Annotated in this window: 21 protein-coding genes; 10 read left to right on the top strand and 11 right to left on the bottom strand. The window is 35.0% G+C overall.

All coding sequences use genetic code 11. The features are described from left to right. From BG05_RS10775 to BG05_RS10795, 5 genes are read left to right on the top strand one after another with little or no spacing between them, the layout of a single operon-like run. Entirely contained in the window at positions 1 to 873 is an 873-nt protein-coding gene (locus BG05_RS10775) for an ABC transporter ATP-binding protein (RefSeq protein ID WP_003191395.1), read from the top strand. Beyond that, on the top strand, positions 854 to 1,522 hold the full coding sequence (locus BG05_RS10780) for an ABC-2 transporter permease (RefSeq protein ID WP_033734245.1): 669 nt from the start codon (positions 854 to 856) through the stop codon (positions 1,520 to 1,522). The genes BG05_RS10775 and BG05_RS10780 overlap by 20 nt, the downstream gene beginning before the upstream one ends. 14 nt (positions 1,523 to 1,536) lie before the next feature. Continuing rightward, the gene (locus BG05_RS10785) at positions 1,537 to 2,169 is read left to right on the top strand and encodes an ABC-2 transporter permease (protein WP_003191399.1); all 633 of its coding nucleotides are present in this window, start codon (positions 1,537 to 1,539) and stop codon (positions 2,167 to 2,169) included. Between the two features lie 32 nt (positions 2,170 to 2,201). Then, a complete protein-coding gene (locus tag BG05_RS10790) occupies positions 2,202 to 2,825 on the top strand; it encodes an ABC-2 transporter permease (protein WP_033734246.1) in 624 nt (207 codons plus the stop codon). Positions 2,826 to 2,839: 14 nt separating this feature from the next. Beyond that, entirely contained in the window at positions 2,840 to 3,436 is a 597-nt protein-coding gene (locus tag BG05_RS10795; protein WP_003191403.1) for an ABC-2 transporter permease, read from the top strand. 447 nt (positions 3,437 to 3,883) lie between these two features. On the opposite strand, the gene BG05_RS29455 is transcribed toward BG05_RS10795, so the two are convergent. The 5 genes from BG05_RS29455 to BG05_RS10825 form a co-directional block, all read right to left on the bottom strand. After that, positions 3,884 to 4,141 (bottom strand): DUF3975 family protein, encoded by a 258-nt coding sequence (locus BG05_RS29455; protein ID WP_002167685.1) that lies wholly within the window; start codon positions 4,139 to 4,141, stop codon positions 3,884 to 3,886. 15 nt (positions 4,142 to 4,156) lie between these two features. After that, a complete protein-coding gene (locus BG05_RS10810; RefSeq protein ID WP_003191407.1) occupies positions 4,157 to 4,471 on the bottom strand; it encodes a DMT family transporter in 315 nt (104 codons plus the stop codon). 1 nt (position 4,472) lies between these two features. Continuing rightward, on the bottom strand, positions 4,473 to 4,805 hold the full coding sequence (locus BG05_RS10815) for a DMT family transporter (RefSeq protein WP_002111782.1): 333 nt from the start codon (positions 4,803 to 4,805) through the stop codon (positions 4,473 to 4,475). A gap of 71 nt (positions 4,806 to 4,876) precedes the next feature. Then, positions 4,877 to 5,458, bottom strand: coding sequence for a TetR/AcrR family transcriptional regulator (locus BG05_RS10820; protein WP_003191412.1), 582 nt, complete (start codon positions 5,456 to 5,458; stop codon positions 4,877 to 4,879). A 97-nt stretch (positions 5,459 to 5,555) separates the two neighbouring features. Continuing rightward, entirely contained in the window at positions 5,556 to 6,533 is a 978-nt protein-coding gene (locus BG05_RS10825) for a LacI family DNA-binding transcriptional regulator (RefSeq protein WP_002129066.1), read from the bottom strand. A gap of 317 nt (positions 6,534 to 6,850) precedes the next feature. Between BG05_RS10825 and BG05_RS10830 the strand changes: the two genes are divergently transcribed. After that, positions 6,851 to 7,387, top strand: a complete 537-nt coding sequence (locus BG05_RS10830; protein WP_016100627.1) for a hypothetical protein — start codon at positions 6,851 to 6,853, stop codon at positions 7,385 to 7,387. A 35-nt stretch (positions 7,388 to 7,422) separates the two neighbouring features. On the opposite strand, the gene BG05_RS10835 is transcribed toward BG05_RS10830, so the two are convergent. Then, a complete protein-coding gene (locus BG05_RS10835) occupies positions 7,423 to 7,806 on the bottom strand; it encodes a rhodanese-like domain-containing protein (protein WP_002034000.1) in 384 nt (127 codons plus the stop codon). Between the two features lie 170 nt (positions 7,807 to 7,976). On the opposite strand from BG05_RS10835, the gene BG05_RS10840 reads away from it, so the two are divergent. After that, complete coding sequence (locus tag BG05_RS10840) at positions 7,977 to 8,813, top strand: lipoate--protein ligase family protein (protein ID WP_003191416.1); 837 nt, start codon at positions 7,977 to 7,979, stop codon at positions 8,811 to 8,813. 28 nt (positions 8,814 to 8,841) lie between these two features. Here BG05_RS10840 and BG05_RS10845 read toward each other — a convergent pair whose 3' ends face one another. The 3 genes from BG05_RS10845 to BG05_RS10855 form a co-directional block, all read right to left on the bottom strand. Beyond that, positions 8,842 to 9,684, bottom strand: coding sequence for a hypothetical protein (locus tag BG05_RS10845; RefSeq protein ID WP_002111777.1), 843 nt, complete (start codon positions 9,682 to 9,684; stop codon positions 8,842 to 8,844). 200 nt (positions 9,685 to 9,884) lie between these two features. After that, positions 9,885 to 10,556 carry a DUF1129 family protein gene (locus BG05_RS10850; RefSeq protein ID WP_002138305.1) on the bottom strand — a complete coding sequence of 224 codons (672 nt, stop codon included), beginning with the start codon at positions 10,554 to 10,556 and terminating at the stop codon, positions 9,885 to 9,887. A gap of 5 nt (positions 10,557 to 10,561) precedes the next feature. After that, complete coding sequence (locus tag BG05_RS10855) at positions 10,562 to 10,879, bottom strand: PadR family transcriptional regulator (RefSeq protein ID WP_000556081.1); 318 nt, start codon at positions 10,877 to 10,879, stop codon at positions 10,562 to 10,564. A gap of 156 nt (positions 10,880 to 11,035) precedes the next feature. Here BG05_RS10855 and splB point away from each other — a divergent pair, with 156 nt between their 5' ends. The 3 genes from splB (at position 11,036) to BG05_RS10870 (ending at position 13,324) form a co-directional block, all read left to right on the top strand. Then, positions 11,036 to 12,061 carry a spore photoproduct lyase gene (gene splB, locus BG05_RS10860; protein WP_002067092.1) on the top strand — a complete coding sequence of 342 codons (1,026 nt, stop codon included), beginning with the start codon at positions 11,036 to 11,038 and terminating at the stop codon, positions 12,059 to 12,061. 133 nt (positions 12,062 to 12,194) lie between these two features. Next, positions 12,195 to 12,623: a transcriptional regulator MntR gene (gene mntR, locus BG05_RS10865; RefSeq protein WP_001143080.1), complete on the top strand. Its 429-nt coding sequence runs from the start codon at positions 12,195 to 12,197 to the stop codon at positions 12,621 to 12,623. Between the two features lie 53 nt (positions 12,624 to 12,676). Beyond that, a complete protein-coding gene (locus BG05_RS10870) occupies positions 12,677 to 13,324 on the top strand; it encodes an HAD family hydrolase (protein ID WP_002129058.1) in 648 nt (215 codons plus the stop codon). Positions 13,325 to 13,402: 78 nt separating this feature from the next. Here the strand turns inward: BG05_RS10870 and BG05_RS10875 are convergent, their stop codons facing one another. Beyond that, the gene (locus BG05_RS10875) at positions 13,403 to 13,804 is read right to left on the bottom strand and encodes an SA1362 family protein (RefSeq protein ID WP_002129056.1); all 402 of its coding nucleotides are present in this window, start codon (positions 13,802 to 13,804) and stop codon (positions 13,403 to 13,405) included. Between the two features lie 79 nt (positions 13,805 to 13,883). Then, entirely contained in the window at positions 13,884 to 14,804 is a 921-nt protein-coding gene (locus tag BG05_RS10880; protein WP_002015047.1) for a DUF1385 domain-containing protein, read from the bottom strand. Positions 14,805 to 14,927: the final 123 nt, after the last annotated feature.

Raw genomic sequence — 14,927 nt, forward strand, 5'->3', positions numbered from 1 at the left:
ATGTTAGAGCTAAAAAACGTTTGTAAAACTTATCAAGATTTCTCAGTGAAAAATGTAAGTTTTACATTGCCACGTGGATATATTATGGGATTTATCGGACCGAATGGAGCTGGAAAAAGTACGACGATCAAAATGATTATGAATTTAATCAGAAAAGAGAGCGGTGATATAAAAATTTTTGGTAAGGACAATAAGAAAGCCGAAAAGGAAATAAAACAAAATATTGGTTTTGTATATGATGAAAATCATTATTACGAAGATTTAACGTGTGAGCAAATGAAACGGATTATTGCACCGTTATATAAAAAGTGGGACGAAATGCAGTATCAATCATATATGCAGAGATTACAAGTTCCAAAGTATAAAAAGATTAAAGAGTTATCCAAAGGGATGAAAATGAAATTTGCGATTGCAATCGCACTTTCACACCATGCGGAATTTATTATTATGGATGAACCAACAGCAGGATTGGACCCAGTTGTTCGAAGTGAATTGCTTGATATATTGCAAGAAATAGTAATGGAAGATGAAGTATCTGTATTATTCTCAACGCACATTACGACAGACTTAGAACGTATTGCAGATTATATTACGTTCATCAATGATGGAGAAATTATATTTACTGGTGAGAAAGACGAATTAATGGAGAACTACGTAATCGTAAAGGGCAGTAATGACTTATTAGATCGAGAAGGAAAAGAACTATTTGTTGGATTACGAAAAAATAAATTTGGTTTCGAAGGTTTAGCAGAGGATAAACAAGCAATTATCGATTGGTTTGGAAATGAGGTTGTATTAGAAAATCCTACATTAGATGATATTATCGTTTACACTGCGAAAGGGAGAGGTGCCTATGCGTCAGCTCATCTATAAAGATTTGTACTTTTTTCGGATAACTTGGTTAGTGAATCTTATTATGCCCATTATGTTCTTTTTACTTGAGCCTGCGGGTGAATTGTTATTTCCGATGAGTTGTCTATTTATAACCCTTTCCTCCGTTATGACGTTAATCTATATGGATGAAAGGAATAAAAGTGACATTGTTATAAATAGTTTACCGTTAAGTCGAAAGGATATCATAATTGCTAGATATATTTCCTGTGCGATATTTATTGTAGGTGGGATAGTCTCAACTATGTTAGTTGTTTTTCTTATAAGAGGTGTCGCTGTTATTGATGATATCGGTGTATACCATCCTAATTTGTATATTGAAATTCCGTGGTATGGAGTAGTAAATGGGGATGTTTACGCTTTGGTTTTTGTTGCGGCTTTTTTTCCTAGTTATTACGGAACCAAATCAAAGGTAGCAAGAAGTATCTTGTCAGGAGCATCGATGGCAGTAGCTGGAATTGCATGGATATTTATAGGGGATGGACTGAACGCAACAGCACCTTCATTCATTGAGTGGATTATGAATCCATCACATCTTAGCTTATTTATAGTTGGAGGAATTATATTAGCTAGTGTATATATCGCTTCTATGTTTCTAACAATTAAAATTTATGGATCGCGTGATTTATAGAGAGGAGAATTCATATGCAACAGTTGATTTTAAAGGAGTTTTTCTTACATAAGAAGATGTTTCCTTTCTATTTTTTAATACCTATTTTCTCTGTTTTTAGGAATCCCGTCCAACCAATGGGGATTGCAATAGGATTATTTATAACATGTAGTACGATTATATATATTTCTTTTTATTATGACGAGAAAAGTAAAGCAGAAAAAGTATTAGTGAGTTTGCCTATAACACGACAAGAGATAGTTATAGCTAAATATATTTCAAGCACATTATTTATTATGGCTGGTTTGAGTGCAACTTTTATAGTCGTAATATTAAAAAATATTTTGTTGGACAGGGATATAGTTATGCCTGGATATGCAGTGTTTTCAGCAATAGTAGCAACTTTAATTTATTGTGTAGTAACGATACCTACTAATTACATTGGGGGATATAAAGCTATTACTGTCTTGAATGTGATTATGCTTTTTCCTTTAATGGGTATGATTGGTCTTATGTGCAATGTTTTTGGTGATAAAACAATTATGTTAAAAGTACTCCACTCTCAAGAGGCTACACTAGCAATGATTGTTCTTGGTATCGGAGTATTAGTAAGTATAGTCATATCAATGTTTCTCTCAATGAAAATGTTTCAGGAGGCAGAGTTATAGAAGGGACATTTTCATATTAGGAGGGGTAAAACATGATCAAGCAACTGGTCTTAAAAGATATAGTGTTGCAAAGAAAGTTAGGGTTTGTTTATCTTATATGTTTGTTTTTCCTTGCTATTGTTGATTTTCGTAGTGACAGCTTTCTTATGACGCTTAGCATAGCTATACCTTTTCTTGGTATGGTACTGTCGATGAGTTATGAGGGGAAAAATAAAAGTGAAATGATAGTAAATAGTTTACCGTTTGAGCGCAAAGAAATTGTCATAGCAAAATACATATTTTCAAGTATTTTAGTTGCTTTAGGTGGCATTTTCTCACTTGTAGTTGGTTTAATCCAGTTACAAAATGAGCATATAACTGTATTTATGCTATGGGGAGCGATTCTCGGAGGAATAACAGGTGGTTTTGTTTATAGCATGATCGTACTTCCTATTGAATTTTCAGTAGGATATAGCAGTGCAAAACAAATTGCTCCGTTCGCCGGACTTGCGTTGGGGTATTTAAGTGGACTGATTGTAAGTAAAGTGTGGTTAGATATAGAGAATGCCTGGAGCACGAGTCTAGTCGTAAATATTTGTTTTATAGCTGGGCTGCTTCTTTTATATATCATGTCTATGTTATTCTCAATTAATTTGTATAGTGAGCGTGATTTGTAAGAGAGAGGAGAATAGTGTTGAAACAACTAATTTTAAAAGATTTCATCATTCAATGGAAATTTTTAATTTGGTACATATTGTATCCTGTTTTCTTTTATATGGCTTTAACAGATACGGAAAATCTGTTCATAATTATGTCAGTAATTATTACAATTGGGGCAACAGTAAAAACATTTGAAGCAGATAGTAAAAATGAGAGTGAAGTTATAGTAAGTAGTTTGCCAATATTCAGGAAACAAATTGTGTATGCGAAATATATAGTAGCAATTATTATTATTTTTATAAGCGTAACGGTCGGTTGTTTCACGATGGGAATGAAGAATGGGGTTAACCTATTTGAATTTATTGAAACGACAATGGTTGCTAGTATTAGCTTTATTTTAGTGTATTTAAGCTTTGTTTTACCGATATCGTTTTGGCTAGGGTATAAAAAAACTATTTTTATTACGATAGTAATATTCATGGCGCCGATTGTTATTTTAGAAACTTTGTTTCAAATCAACCTGGAACAAATTCAACTATATAACAGCGTGTTATTCGTTAGTTCAATATGCATGTTCATAGTATCTATCTTCGTTTCAGTGAAATTGTATGAGAAGAGAGAATTTTAAAAGGTGCCTCATAAAAGGCACCTTCTTTAATAACGACAATATGAAAGTAAGAGTTTATAAACAGAGAGGCTATTCGGTACAACATCTTTTGGAGTATGTAATATAAAGCTGAAAACGATGATGAAAATGAGAAAGAGGAAAAATAAAAATAGGATCTGTTTATGTATAGAATTTTGCATATGATCCACTCCTTTTTTAGGTAGTATGTCCAAAAGGAAAGAGTGTATGAAAAATTTTAGGAGGGAGAAGGATGAACAAAAGAAAATGGTTATATAGAATAGGGGTACTTTTCGTTTCAATCGGTCTCATATTAGCAAATTTTTACTCAGATATACCACCGCTACTTCCTAGTTTGCATAAAGGGATTGGTATGAGTGTTGTCATAGTTGGTCTGCTTTGTCTTATCGCATCAAATTTCTATAGAAAAATAGACATAAAAAAGGACAGTTACTTCTTTTCAGAAGAACTGTCCTTTTTAAATAACTTGTTCCAAAGCTTGGCGATGCTCCATATAATTACGATAGTAATGGAGGCAATAATTGACCAAACGATAGATGCAATTTCAAGTGCCATGTTAGGAAGGAATGTAAGAATGGATATTACTTTATGAAACAACCATTCTATTATATGAAAACTTATTTGCAATAGAATGATAATCCCAAGTGTGATCCATGTTAAGATTTGTTTTCCTTTTTCTTTCCACATGACATTCACCTCACGTTAGCCTAATAGTTTTAAGCCAACAGCACCGCATAGAATGCAGCTTAAGAAGGCAAGGCGGCGCCAATCCGCTGACTCGCGGAAAATAAGAATACCTAGAAGTGCACTTCCAGCAGTTCCGATTCCAGTCCAAATTGCGTAAGCAGTTCCCATCGGTAATGTGTTCATCGCAAGTGATAAGAAGAAGAAACTTACGCCGAAGTTAGTGATTAAAATAACTTTTGGTGCCCAGCCTTTCTTTTCAGTGGCTACTTTCATAAAGAGTACACCAACAATTTCACAAATACCAGCTAGAATTAAAAATACCCAAGCCATTTTATGCAGCCTCCTTCGATTCTTTTTCTTCTGTTACTCGTTTTAAGCCGATTACTCCGAAGAAGATTAAACCAATTAATAATACTTTTACAATAGAGAATGGTTCTCCGAAAATGAAAATCTCGGTAAGAACGATTCCACCTGCTCCAATTCCAGTGAAGACTGCGTAAACAGTACCAACAGGTAAATCTTTATAAGCTCTAAATAATAAGACGAAACTAATTGTAATTAATAGAGCAACACCAGCCCACTCAAGTGGTGCCTCCGCTTTTTTTAGTCCAATCACCCAAAAGATTTCAATAATACCAGCTATGATTACATAAATCCATGCCATATGTCATTTCTCCTTCCTACCAGTCGTTAGGTAAAGGGCTTAAAAACGACGCATTGCAAAGGAGCAATCCGTCAGTTTGAAAGTCCGCGCCAAAATACTTTCCAAGAAGCTTCTAAACGTGTCTCAAAACGATTTAAACCTGCGTATAGTAGTTCAACCATAAGGCCGTCAAGTAAGCATAAAAAAGCCTCCAAAGCGTCTTTTACTTCAATGTTATGCAGTTCATCTTGTTCGCTTGCTCTTTTAAACACAGGGAATAAAAGTTTTCCGACATTTTCAATGTGTACATTCGCTTTATCAATAATTTGTTCGCGAAATGCATCCGGCGGAAAATAAGAAGTTCGTAACCAAAACATTGATTCTTCACTTTCACCAAATCGTTTTGCATAGCCTTTTAACAAATTTAAGAGCAATTCTTCAGTAGACGATTTTGAAAAATTTTCGATATCGCCTGTGAAGCTTTGCAAATCTTTTTGAAGAGCGGATTCCAAGCATGTAAAATATAGCTCTTCTTTTCCTTTAAAGTGTGCGTAAATCGATGGTTTTTTAATCCCAACTTCTTGAGCAATATTTGCTAATGAAGTTCCTTCATAGCCGTAGCGTGCGAAATGAGAAAGTGCTACAGCTTTAATGCGGTTTGCTGTCATTTTCATCCCCTACCTACCGTTCGTTAGGTTAATTATATGAGATGAAAAATATAAAGTCAATAGGTGAAGGGATAAAAAAGAGCGCTATAGTTAACGCTCTTTTTTAGACTGTTTTTCGCTCAATTAAATGGAATGAAAGTTCTTCTGAGTTTCCAATAATGTGTTCGTTTTGTATCTGTTTATGAAATAAAGAAAAAGCACGTGATCCCATTGTGAGCCCGGGATGCTCAATAGTTGTAATTTCTAATGCTTTTGAAATTTCATGGTTATCAAATCCCAGGATAGCGAGGTCTTCAGGTATGCGAATGCCATGTTTTTTTGCCTCTGTTAATAAACCAGCAGCTACTTGATCGTTCGCTGTGAAAATAGCGGTTGGACGATTTTTCATGTTTAAAATACGATGAAGTATTTTTGCCCCGTCCTGCATCGTATAACATTGATGAAAAACCCAATCAGGGTGCACTGTTTTTCCTTCTTGACGAAGAGTATCGGCGAAAGCTTTTTCACGATCGATTGAATTAGCACTTGTTTTTCTTGCTAAACAAATGCCGATTTTTTCATGACCTTTACTGAGTAAATAGGAAGTACCAAGGCGGAATCCTTCGTAATGATCTACATAGACAGATGAAATGAGGGGATGTTTCATTTTTTCACATGAAATAATAGGGGCAAATTTTGCGAACGGTTCAATTTGTTCCCATGAACTCGTGCGAGAGCAAATAATCATCCCGTCAAATTGCTTCATTTTCATCATTTCAAGAACGCGAATTTCTTCAATACTATCGTAATTCGTTTGGCATAAATTAATATGATATCCAGCTGCTAACGCTTCGTTTCCGATTCCTTCAATGATCGTGCTAAAGTACGGAAGATTAATAAAAGGTAGCATAACGCCAATTGTATATGTTTTACCCTTTATTAAATGGATAGCATTTATATTTTTTGCATAGTTCAATTCTTCAACTGCATCTAAAACACGCTTACGTTTTTCCTCTTTTACGTAAGGATGATTATTAAGGACACGAGAAACAGTTGATATAGATACACCAGCAGTTTTTGCAATTTGTTTTATATTGGCCATATGTATCACCTCTTTCCTTAATTATAAGGGGAAAATGATAAGAATGAAAAAAATCTTGACCTGAAAAGCTTTTCACAATCTATGTTATAAGCATGACTTCTGTTGTTCGCGTAACCTTTTTATTTGGGCGTAAGAATAGTGGGGTCTTTTTTGTATGTCTGCAAAGAATTTTTGTCAGAATGTGTGAGAATAACGTGGAAAGTTTTCGGAGGAGGCGTTTGATAACGAAGCGAATAGTAGAGAGTATAAACGCTTCACTCGTTAAGAGAGCGGTATGAAAGGGCGGAAACAAATTGAAAAAAGGAATCATTTGTTTCGTGTTTTCTAGTGTAATACTTAGCTCATGTTCATTTCAGCAAACGATGCAAGAAGAAAAAACATTTGTAGGAACAACAGGAGGGGCTAAGGACCGTGTTACTGATCCGATTCCGCTAAAGGAACTTCCAAAATATTTTCCGGCGAAGTTTAAAGTTCCAACGTTTTTACCTTATGACATTACGAGTGATGTGCAGGGAGAGGTAAGAACGATGGGAAAGAAGAATGCTGTCTTAACGATTAAATATAAGCAACAAGAGAAAGGAAGGCACGATTATATAGAATTAACAGTGGCCAACTTTTCTTACAGTTTTCCATACCTCGTAGAAGAAAATCGATTTCAAGAACAAATGAAATTGAATAATGGAGCACCTGCTTATTTTAAAAATAAGGATGATTACGAGCGAGGGGACGAATTTGCTACGCTTATATGGAAAGAGAAGGGGATTGAATATCAGCTATTATATCGTAATGTAGATGAGAAAGATGAAGATGTGATTAAACAAAATCTACTGTACATTGCGAACAATATGGAATAAAAAACTAGCTGTATCGTGCAGCTAGTTTTTGTATGTTATTTCTTTTTAATTTTGCCTGACCAAGATTTAAATCCACCTTTTAATTGGTAGAAATCTGTGTAGCCTTGTTTTTTTAAGTATTGAGCTGCACGACCTGTACGGAATCCGCTTTGGCAATATAAATAAACCGGTTGATCTTGGCGAAGTTCTTTGTGGCGAAGGCGAATTTGTGATAATGGAATGTTACGCGCACCTAAAATATGTCCCGCGTTAAATTCATCTGCTTCGCGAATATCGATAAGCTGTGCTTTACGGTAGCCAGCGCGAAATTCTTCTTCTGAAAGTGTTTTAATTAATTTTTTCTGATAGAAATACATCCATACAGTGTAGCCGATGAATGCTGCAATTGCGGCTAGTATAATAATCAAGTTTGTTGACACGATTCTATCGCTCCCTTTTTTCTTATCCTACTTTCAATATTATAATGCCCATATGTATTTATGCAACAGATTCATTTGTATATAAGAAGAAATTTCGTATTCTTTCACAAATTTTGTCGAATTTGGTAGACTAGAGAATGTGAAAAATAATTGGTTATATGAGGTGCAGGATGGGAAAAGAAAAATGGTGTTATATTAACTCTGGTCAATGTTCACCAGCATTTAATATGGCGTTAGATGAATGTTTATTAAATTGGCAAAGTGAAAAGAAAATGCCACCAACAATTCGTTTTTACGAATGGGAAGTACCAACATTAACAGTCGGGTATTTCCAGCGTGTTGAAAAAGATATAAATATGGATGTAGTTAACGAAAAAAAATATGGATTCGTTCGTCGTCAAACAGGCGGCAGGGGTGTACTACATGATAAAGAATTAACGTACAGTGTTATTGTGTCTGAAGATCATCCGGATATGCCAAAAACAGTTACAGAAGCATACCGCGTTATTTCGCAAGGCTTATTAGACGGTTTTAAGGCATTAGGATTAGAAGCGTATTATGCAGTTCCGAAAACAGAAGAGGATCGTGAGAATTTAAAAAATCCGCGTTCAGGAGTATGTTTTGATGCACCATCTTGGTATGAAATTGTAGTTGAAGGAAGAAAAATCGCAGGTAGTGCTCAAACACGTCAAAAAGGTGTTATCTTACAGCACGGTTCTATTCCGTTAGAAATAGATTTAGATGAGTTATACGATCTATTTTTATTCCCGAATGAACGTGTAAAAGAGCGTATGAAAAACATGTTTTCTTCTAAAGCGGTAGCGATTAATGATTTGACAGACCGTACATTTACGATTGAACAGTTAATTAAAGCGTTTGAAACTGGATTTGAAAAAGGTTTAGATATAGAGCTTGTGCCGTATGAACTAACAGAAGAACAGCTTCATGAAGTTCAAACTTTAGCAAAAGAGAAGTATGAAAGTAATGAATGGAATTATAAAAAATAAGGAGATGGCGACCGCCATCTCCTTATTTTTATAGTAAATTAAGTACTTTTTCTACTTTGATTCCTTTATCTTGTAAAGAACGAAGGCGATTTACAACGTCCATAATTTCTTTGTCGAATGTAACGCTAATACCTTGGCTTTGTAGCTCTTTTTTTAATCCTTCAATAGAATCATCTATGTCGATGCCAAGCTCGTAATCTTGACAAACTTCAATTGTCTTTTTCACAAGTTTAACATAATTTTCTTGTAGTTTTGTATTTGTTTCAGTCAAAGCAGGTTGCTTCGGTTTTGCAGGAGTAACCGGTGCTGTCTCTTGCTTTGTAACTGGAGTAGGTACTGCTTTTTTCACAGGTGCTGGAGTAGATAGTTCTACAGCTGCTTCAACACTTACTGACTTCGGCGTTGGTACCGGAGTAGGCTTAGGTGTTATAGCGGGTGTTTCTACACGCATAACAGGTTTAGGAGCGGGTGTAACTGCTTTAGGAGCCTCTACAACTACTTCTTTGTTCGGAGTAGCTTCTACAACTGTTTCTTCTTGCTCAGCAGCTTCTTTATTTTCTTTGCTCCACATAACGCGTTCAATTTCTAGAGAAACATTGTTCTTATTCATCGCTGTTAATGTAACTTTACCAACTTCCGCGTTCCCAGTGAAATCAACAATTTTATAAATAACACTCTTGTTCCAATCCACGTTTCCGCTCAAAAATAATTCTTCGTTACATTTCGGCGTTAAGCCCTCGATTTTAATTTCTGCGTTTACACCGTTTTCACTGTATACCATAATTAGCGAAGCATTTACATCTTCGTCTGCTAACATTAGTTCACGTACCATTTTGCCGGTGCGTACTTGCGTTTTCTTCTTAACTGACATCTAATTTCTCCTCTCAAAAATTCAGTAATAATAAAAAAATCGTATAACGAAAAATAATTGCTCACGAAGATTTATGATACCGATAATAAAAGCATCACGTCAACAATTAACTTTAATTATTTTGCATTTTTCTTATTTTCTTTATGAAATTTTTCAATTTGTAAAATTAGACAGAAGAAAAACAGCCGTTTGAAGGGCTGTTAAAAATTTGATTTTTTGTATAGTAATTTATATAAAATATAAAATAGAATAGCGATTAAAGCGTTTTGCCAAAAGGTTAGATGATAAATGAGATAAGGTTGTTTTTTGAAATAGACATTTAAAAATACAGCTGAACAAAATGGAGTAGCAAATGCAAATCCAAATAGAATCCTTCTTTTCCAATTCATCTTTTGATCAAAGGAATAGCGCTTTAACAAATATAAAATGAAAAGTATGCCTAGTATAATAAGTGAAACGAACAAAGTGGTTCCAGGGATGCTAAAAGCTGGGCTTAATTGTTCGATATTCTTCCCGAAGATTAAAATGAAAGTCGAAACAAGTGCATCTATTCCAAACTGTATAGCAAGAAGTAAGCTAATAATAAAACCGATTAAAGAAGTTTTTTCTAGCTTTGTTTGGGTTGGTAAAGCTGATATAAGTTCATCACAGTAAGATCGTAAATCATTTCCGAAAATATCATAAGCATTTTTATTTTCTGCTTGTGCTTCGATGAGATGATCTAATATTTCTAATAAAAGTTCTTCTACTTGATGTTCGGGTACGTTAGATAACCGAAGATATACTAACATATCACCGTAAGCAGCTTCGTTTTCAGGTGTTAGAAATTCGCGTTTTTTATTGTTCAATTCAACCATGTCTTGCGCCTTCATCCCTATCACTCCCCTTGTAATAAGTTATTTACCGTCGTTGAAACCATTCCCCAACTTTTTTTAAATTCTTCAAGCTGTTCTAATCCTTTATCGGTTACGTGATAATATTTTCGTTTTGGACCGAGTGAGGAAGCTTTTAATGTTCCTTCAATAAGTTTCTCTTTTTGCATGCGTAACAATAAAGGATAGATGCTTCCTTCACTTACGAATGTAAAGCCGTGTTTATTTAATTTTGTACTTAGTTCATATCCGTACACTTCTTCTTGTGAAATGATATATAGAATGCAACCTTCTAGTACACCTTTTAACATTTGGCTGTGCATGATTTCACCACCTTTTATCCAGGTAACTTGCGTTGCAAGGTAGCTGTTATCTAAATTATAACAGTCAGTAACTTGCAATGCAAGTTACTGAAGTGGAAAACTTTAATCTGTGTTAATTTTCATGTGCTTCCCATACTAACGAGAGGAGGGAAGCACATGAAACCATTTATGCCAAAACTCGTTTACTTTGAACCGAGGGCACTCGAATATCCGCTTGGAAAAGAGCTTTATGAGAAGTTTACGAAGATGGGATTAGAAATTCGTGAAACGACATCACACAATCAAATTAGAAATTTTCCAGGGGAAAATGAATTGCAAAAGTATCGTAATGCAAAAGCAACACTTGTCGTTGGGGTGAGGAAGACGTTAAAGTTCGATACATCAAAACCTTCAGCTGAATATGCAATTCCGCTTGCAACAGGGTGTATGGGACATTGTCATTATTGTTATTTGCAAACGACACTTGGGAGTAAACCTTACGTAAGGGTGTATGTGAATCTAGATGAAATCTTTGAGAAGGCAAAGCAATATATGGATGAAAGGGCCCCTGAAATAACAAGATTTGAAGCTGCGTGTACATCAGACATCGTTGGAATTGATCATTTGACACATGCATTAAAGCGGGCGATAGAGTTTATCGGAGAAAGTGAACATGGACGTTTACGTTTCGTTACGAAATATTCGCATGTTGATCATTTATTAGATGCAAAGCATAATGGGAAAACGCGTTTTCGATTTAGTATTAATTCACGTTATGTGATTAAAAATTTTGAACCAGGGACATCGCCATTTGAAGAGCGAATTGAGGCTGCTCGTAAAGTAGCGGGGGCTAATTATCCTCTTGGCTTTATTGTTGCGCCAATTTATATGCATGAAGGGTGGGAAGAAGGGTACCGTGAATTGTTTGAACGATTGTACAATGAGTTAAAAGACATGACGATACCAAATTTAACGTTCGAATTAATTCAACATCGTTTTACGAAACCAGCCAAAAAAGTCATTCAAGAACGTTATCCGAATACGAAACTTGAAATGGATGAAGAGAAGCGGAAATATAAATGGGGACGATACGGTATTGGGAAATATGTATATCAAAAGGATGATGCAGAAGTATTGGAAGAAACAATACGAGGTTATATATATGAGTATTTTCCCGATGCAGAAATTCAATATTTTACATAAGGGGAATCTGGATTCTTTTTTTGTTTTATATATTTAGGCTCGTTTCCACCTTGTCACGTTATTCTTTCTGGTGTATCATTTTATTGATTGCTTCGTACGGAATAAGCAAAATGAAATTGGATGGAGGAAACCGATGCCTACCCCTAGTATGGAAGATTATATTGAACAAATTTATTTGTTGATTGATGAAAAGGGTTATGCCCGTGTATCTGATATTGCTGAAGCGCTTAGTGTACATCCATCCTCTGTAACAAAAATGGTACAAAAATTAGACAAAGACGAATATCTAATTTATGAAAAATATAGAGGGCTTGTATTAACATCAAAAGGTAAAAAAATCGGAGAACGTCTCGTATATCGTCATGAATTGTTAGAACAGTTTATGCGCATTATCGGTGTGGATGAAAGCAAAATTTATAATGATGTAGAAGGAATTGAACATCATTTAAGTTGGGAATCAATTGACCGTATCGGTGATTTAGTACAATACTTTGAACAAGATGAAGTTCGAGTAGAAACACTTCGTGGTGTTCAAAAAGCAAATGAAGAGAAAAGTAATTAAGGGGAACGTGTGGCGTTTCCTTTTTTATTTCAATCGAAAAGGACGGGAGAATCATGAAAGCGATTATTTTTGATTTTGATGGATTAATTGTGGACACAGAAACAATATGGTTTCACTCTTTCAGAGATGCTGTTCGTGAATACGGCAGCGAGTTACCTTTAGAGGAATTTGCGAAATGTATTGGAACGACAGATGAAGTGCTTTATGCATATTTAAAAGAGCAATTAAAAGAAAAGTTTAATGAGCATACATTAAAGGAAAAAGTAACAACTTTACATAAAGAAAAAATGAAAATACCGAAAGCACGTGACGGTGTAAAAGAATATTTAGAAGAAGCGAAAGAACTTGGATTAAAAATCGCATTAGCCTCTAGCTCATCTAGAGAGTGGGTCGTTCTTTTTTTAGAAGAGTTACAGATTAGAGAGTATTTTGAAGTGATTAAAACGAGAGAAGATGTCGAGAAAGTAAAACCAGATCCAGCTCTTTATAAAGTTGCGATAGAAGAATTAGGAGTTGAACCATCGGAAGCTGTTGTATTTGAAGATTCATTAAATGGATTGAAAGCAGCAATTGCAGCAGGATTAAAATGTGTCGTCGTACCTAATGATGTGACAAGAAATTTACAATTTGAAAACCATCACCTTCGTATCGAAAGTATGAAAGATAAAAGTTTGAAAGAAGTACTTCAACATATAAAGTGAAACTTTAATCAGTCGGGGCTTTTCTCATCCCCACTGATTATTTGCCCATACTAATTGAGATAAAAAAGACCGTATTTCCTAAAAGGAAGCACGGTCTTTCTTTTTGTTTTTTTTACCTTCAATGACAGTTAAATGAGATTGTTTTCTTTTTCTTTTCAACGATGGAGAATTACCCTTTTTCCCCTTGTCATCAGAAGCATTTCGTTTCAAGAAAGAATTACTTAGGGGTGCTACATTTTGTTTCCCGTGTTTGCGGTTCGATTGTTTCGCTGCACGCTTATATGAGCTTTGCGAATTTGCAGAACCACTAGAGTTTGTAAACATTTTGTAGAGTAAGTAAAAGATACCGACGACAGCTAACATGATACCAATGTTTTTCAATACTCCCATTGGATCTGTAATAACAGATGAAACAAGGCCGAATATTGCTAATCCGATAATAAGCACAAATATAGCGAATGTAAACGAACGACCGTTCATAAGGGACACCTCCTAAAAACATATATTAAAATTAGTATATTAACGATGAGGAAAGGAGTTGAACACCATTTTTAAATAATTATTGTTTGTTTTCTAAACGTAATAATTCTTCAAACGATGCGATTGCAACTTCCGCTTGATCATCTGTTGGTTCTTTCGTTGTTAATAGTTGCAGCCATAATCCTGGATATCCAAGTACTCGCAAAACAGGGACATCTCGTAATCGATTGGTAAATTGTAATACTTCAAAAGAAATGCCGAGAACAACTGGAATTAATAAAATTCTGTTTACTACCCTTGCCCAAAGTGGATCTGTAGGAACTAGGAAATAAACAAACATTCCAATAATGACTGTAAATATTATAAAGCTACTGCCACAGCGATAATGGAGGCGAGTTTGCTTTTGAACATTTTCTACAGTCAGTGGAAGGTTATTCTCGTAAGCATTGATTACTTTATGTTCCGCACCGTGGTACTGAAATACCCGCTTAATAAGTGGGGTTAAAGAAATGAAGTATATATAGCTCAATAATAGCATGAGCTTAATGACACTTTCGACAATGATTTGCCCTGTATGAGATGGGAAAATCGGTCTCGTTAATTCAGCTAAAAGTGCAGGAACTGCTGTGAAAATTACTTTACCGAATATGAACGATAAAACGCCAACTGCTGCAACTCCTAATACCATCGTTAATTTTGATTGTTCTTCTTTTTTATTTGCAAGTTGTTCATCTTCTTCTGGGTGGACATCAAATCGTTCTGAAGCAAAGTTTAAATGTTTCGCTCCATTCGCACTTGCATCCACAATAGCGGCAATACCTCGTAAAAATGGAATTTTCTTTAGTAGAGATAATGCTTTATTACGAACGCGTGGTAAACGATAAAATTCAATCGATTTATCTTTACGACGAACCGCTGTAACAGTATATTCTCTACCGCCAAACATAACTCCTTCTATGACTGCCTGCCCGCCATATATTTGTTTTGACTCTTCTGCCATGTTAACACCAACCTGTATTTGTTTCTCTCTTATGTAGAAAAAGAGGCAATTGTCATACTTGGTTTTGTCATCTTGAAATAAGACAATCACCGAGTTTCCTTTATTTTATCGACAAATACAGGC

The organism is Bacillus mycoides, from assembly GCF_000832605.1.
Taxonomy (GTDB): domain Bacteria; phylum Bacillota; class Bacilli; order Bacillales; family Bacillaceae_G; genus Bacillus_A; species Bacillus_A mycoides.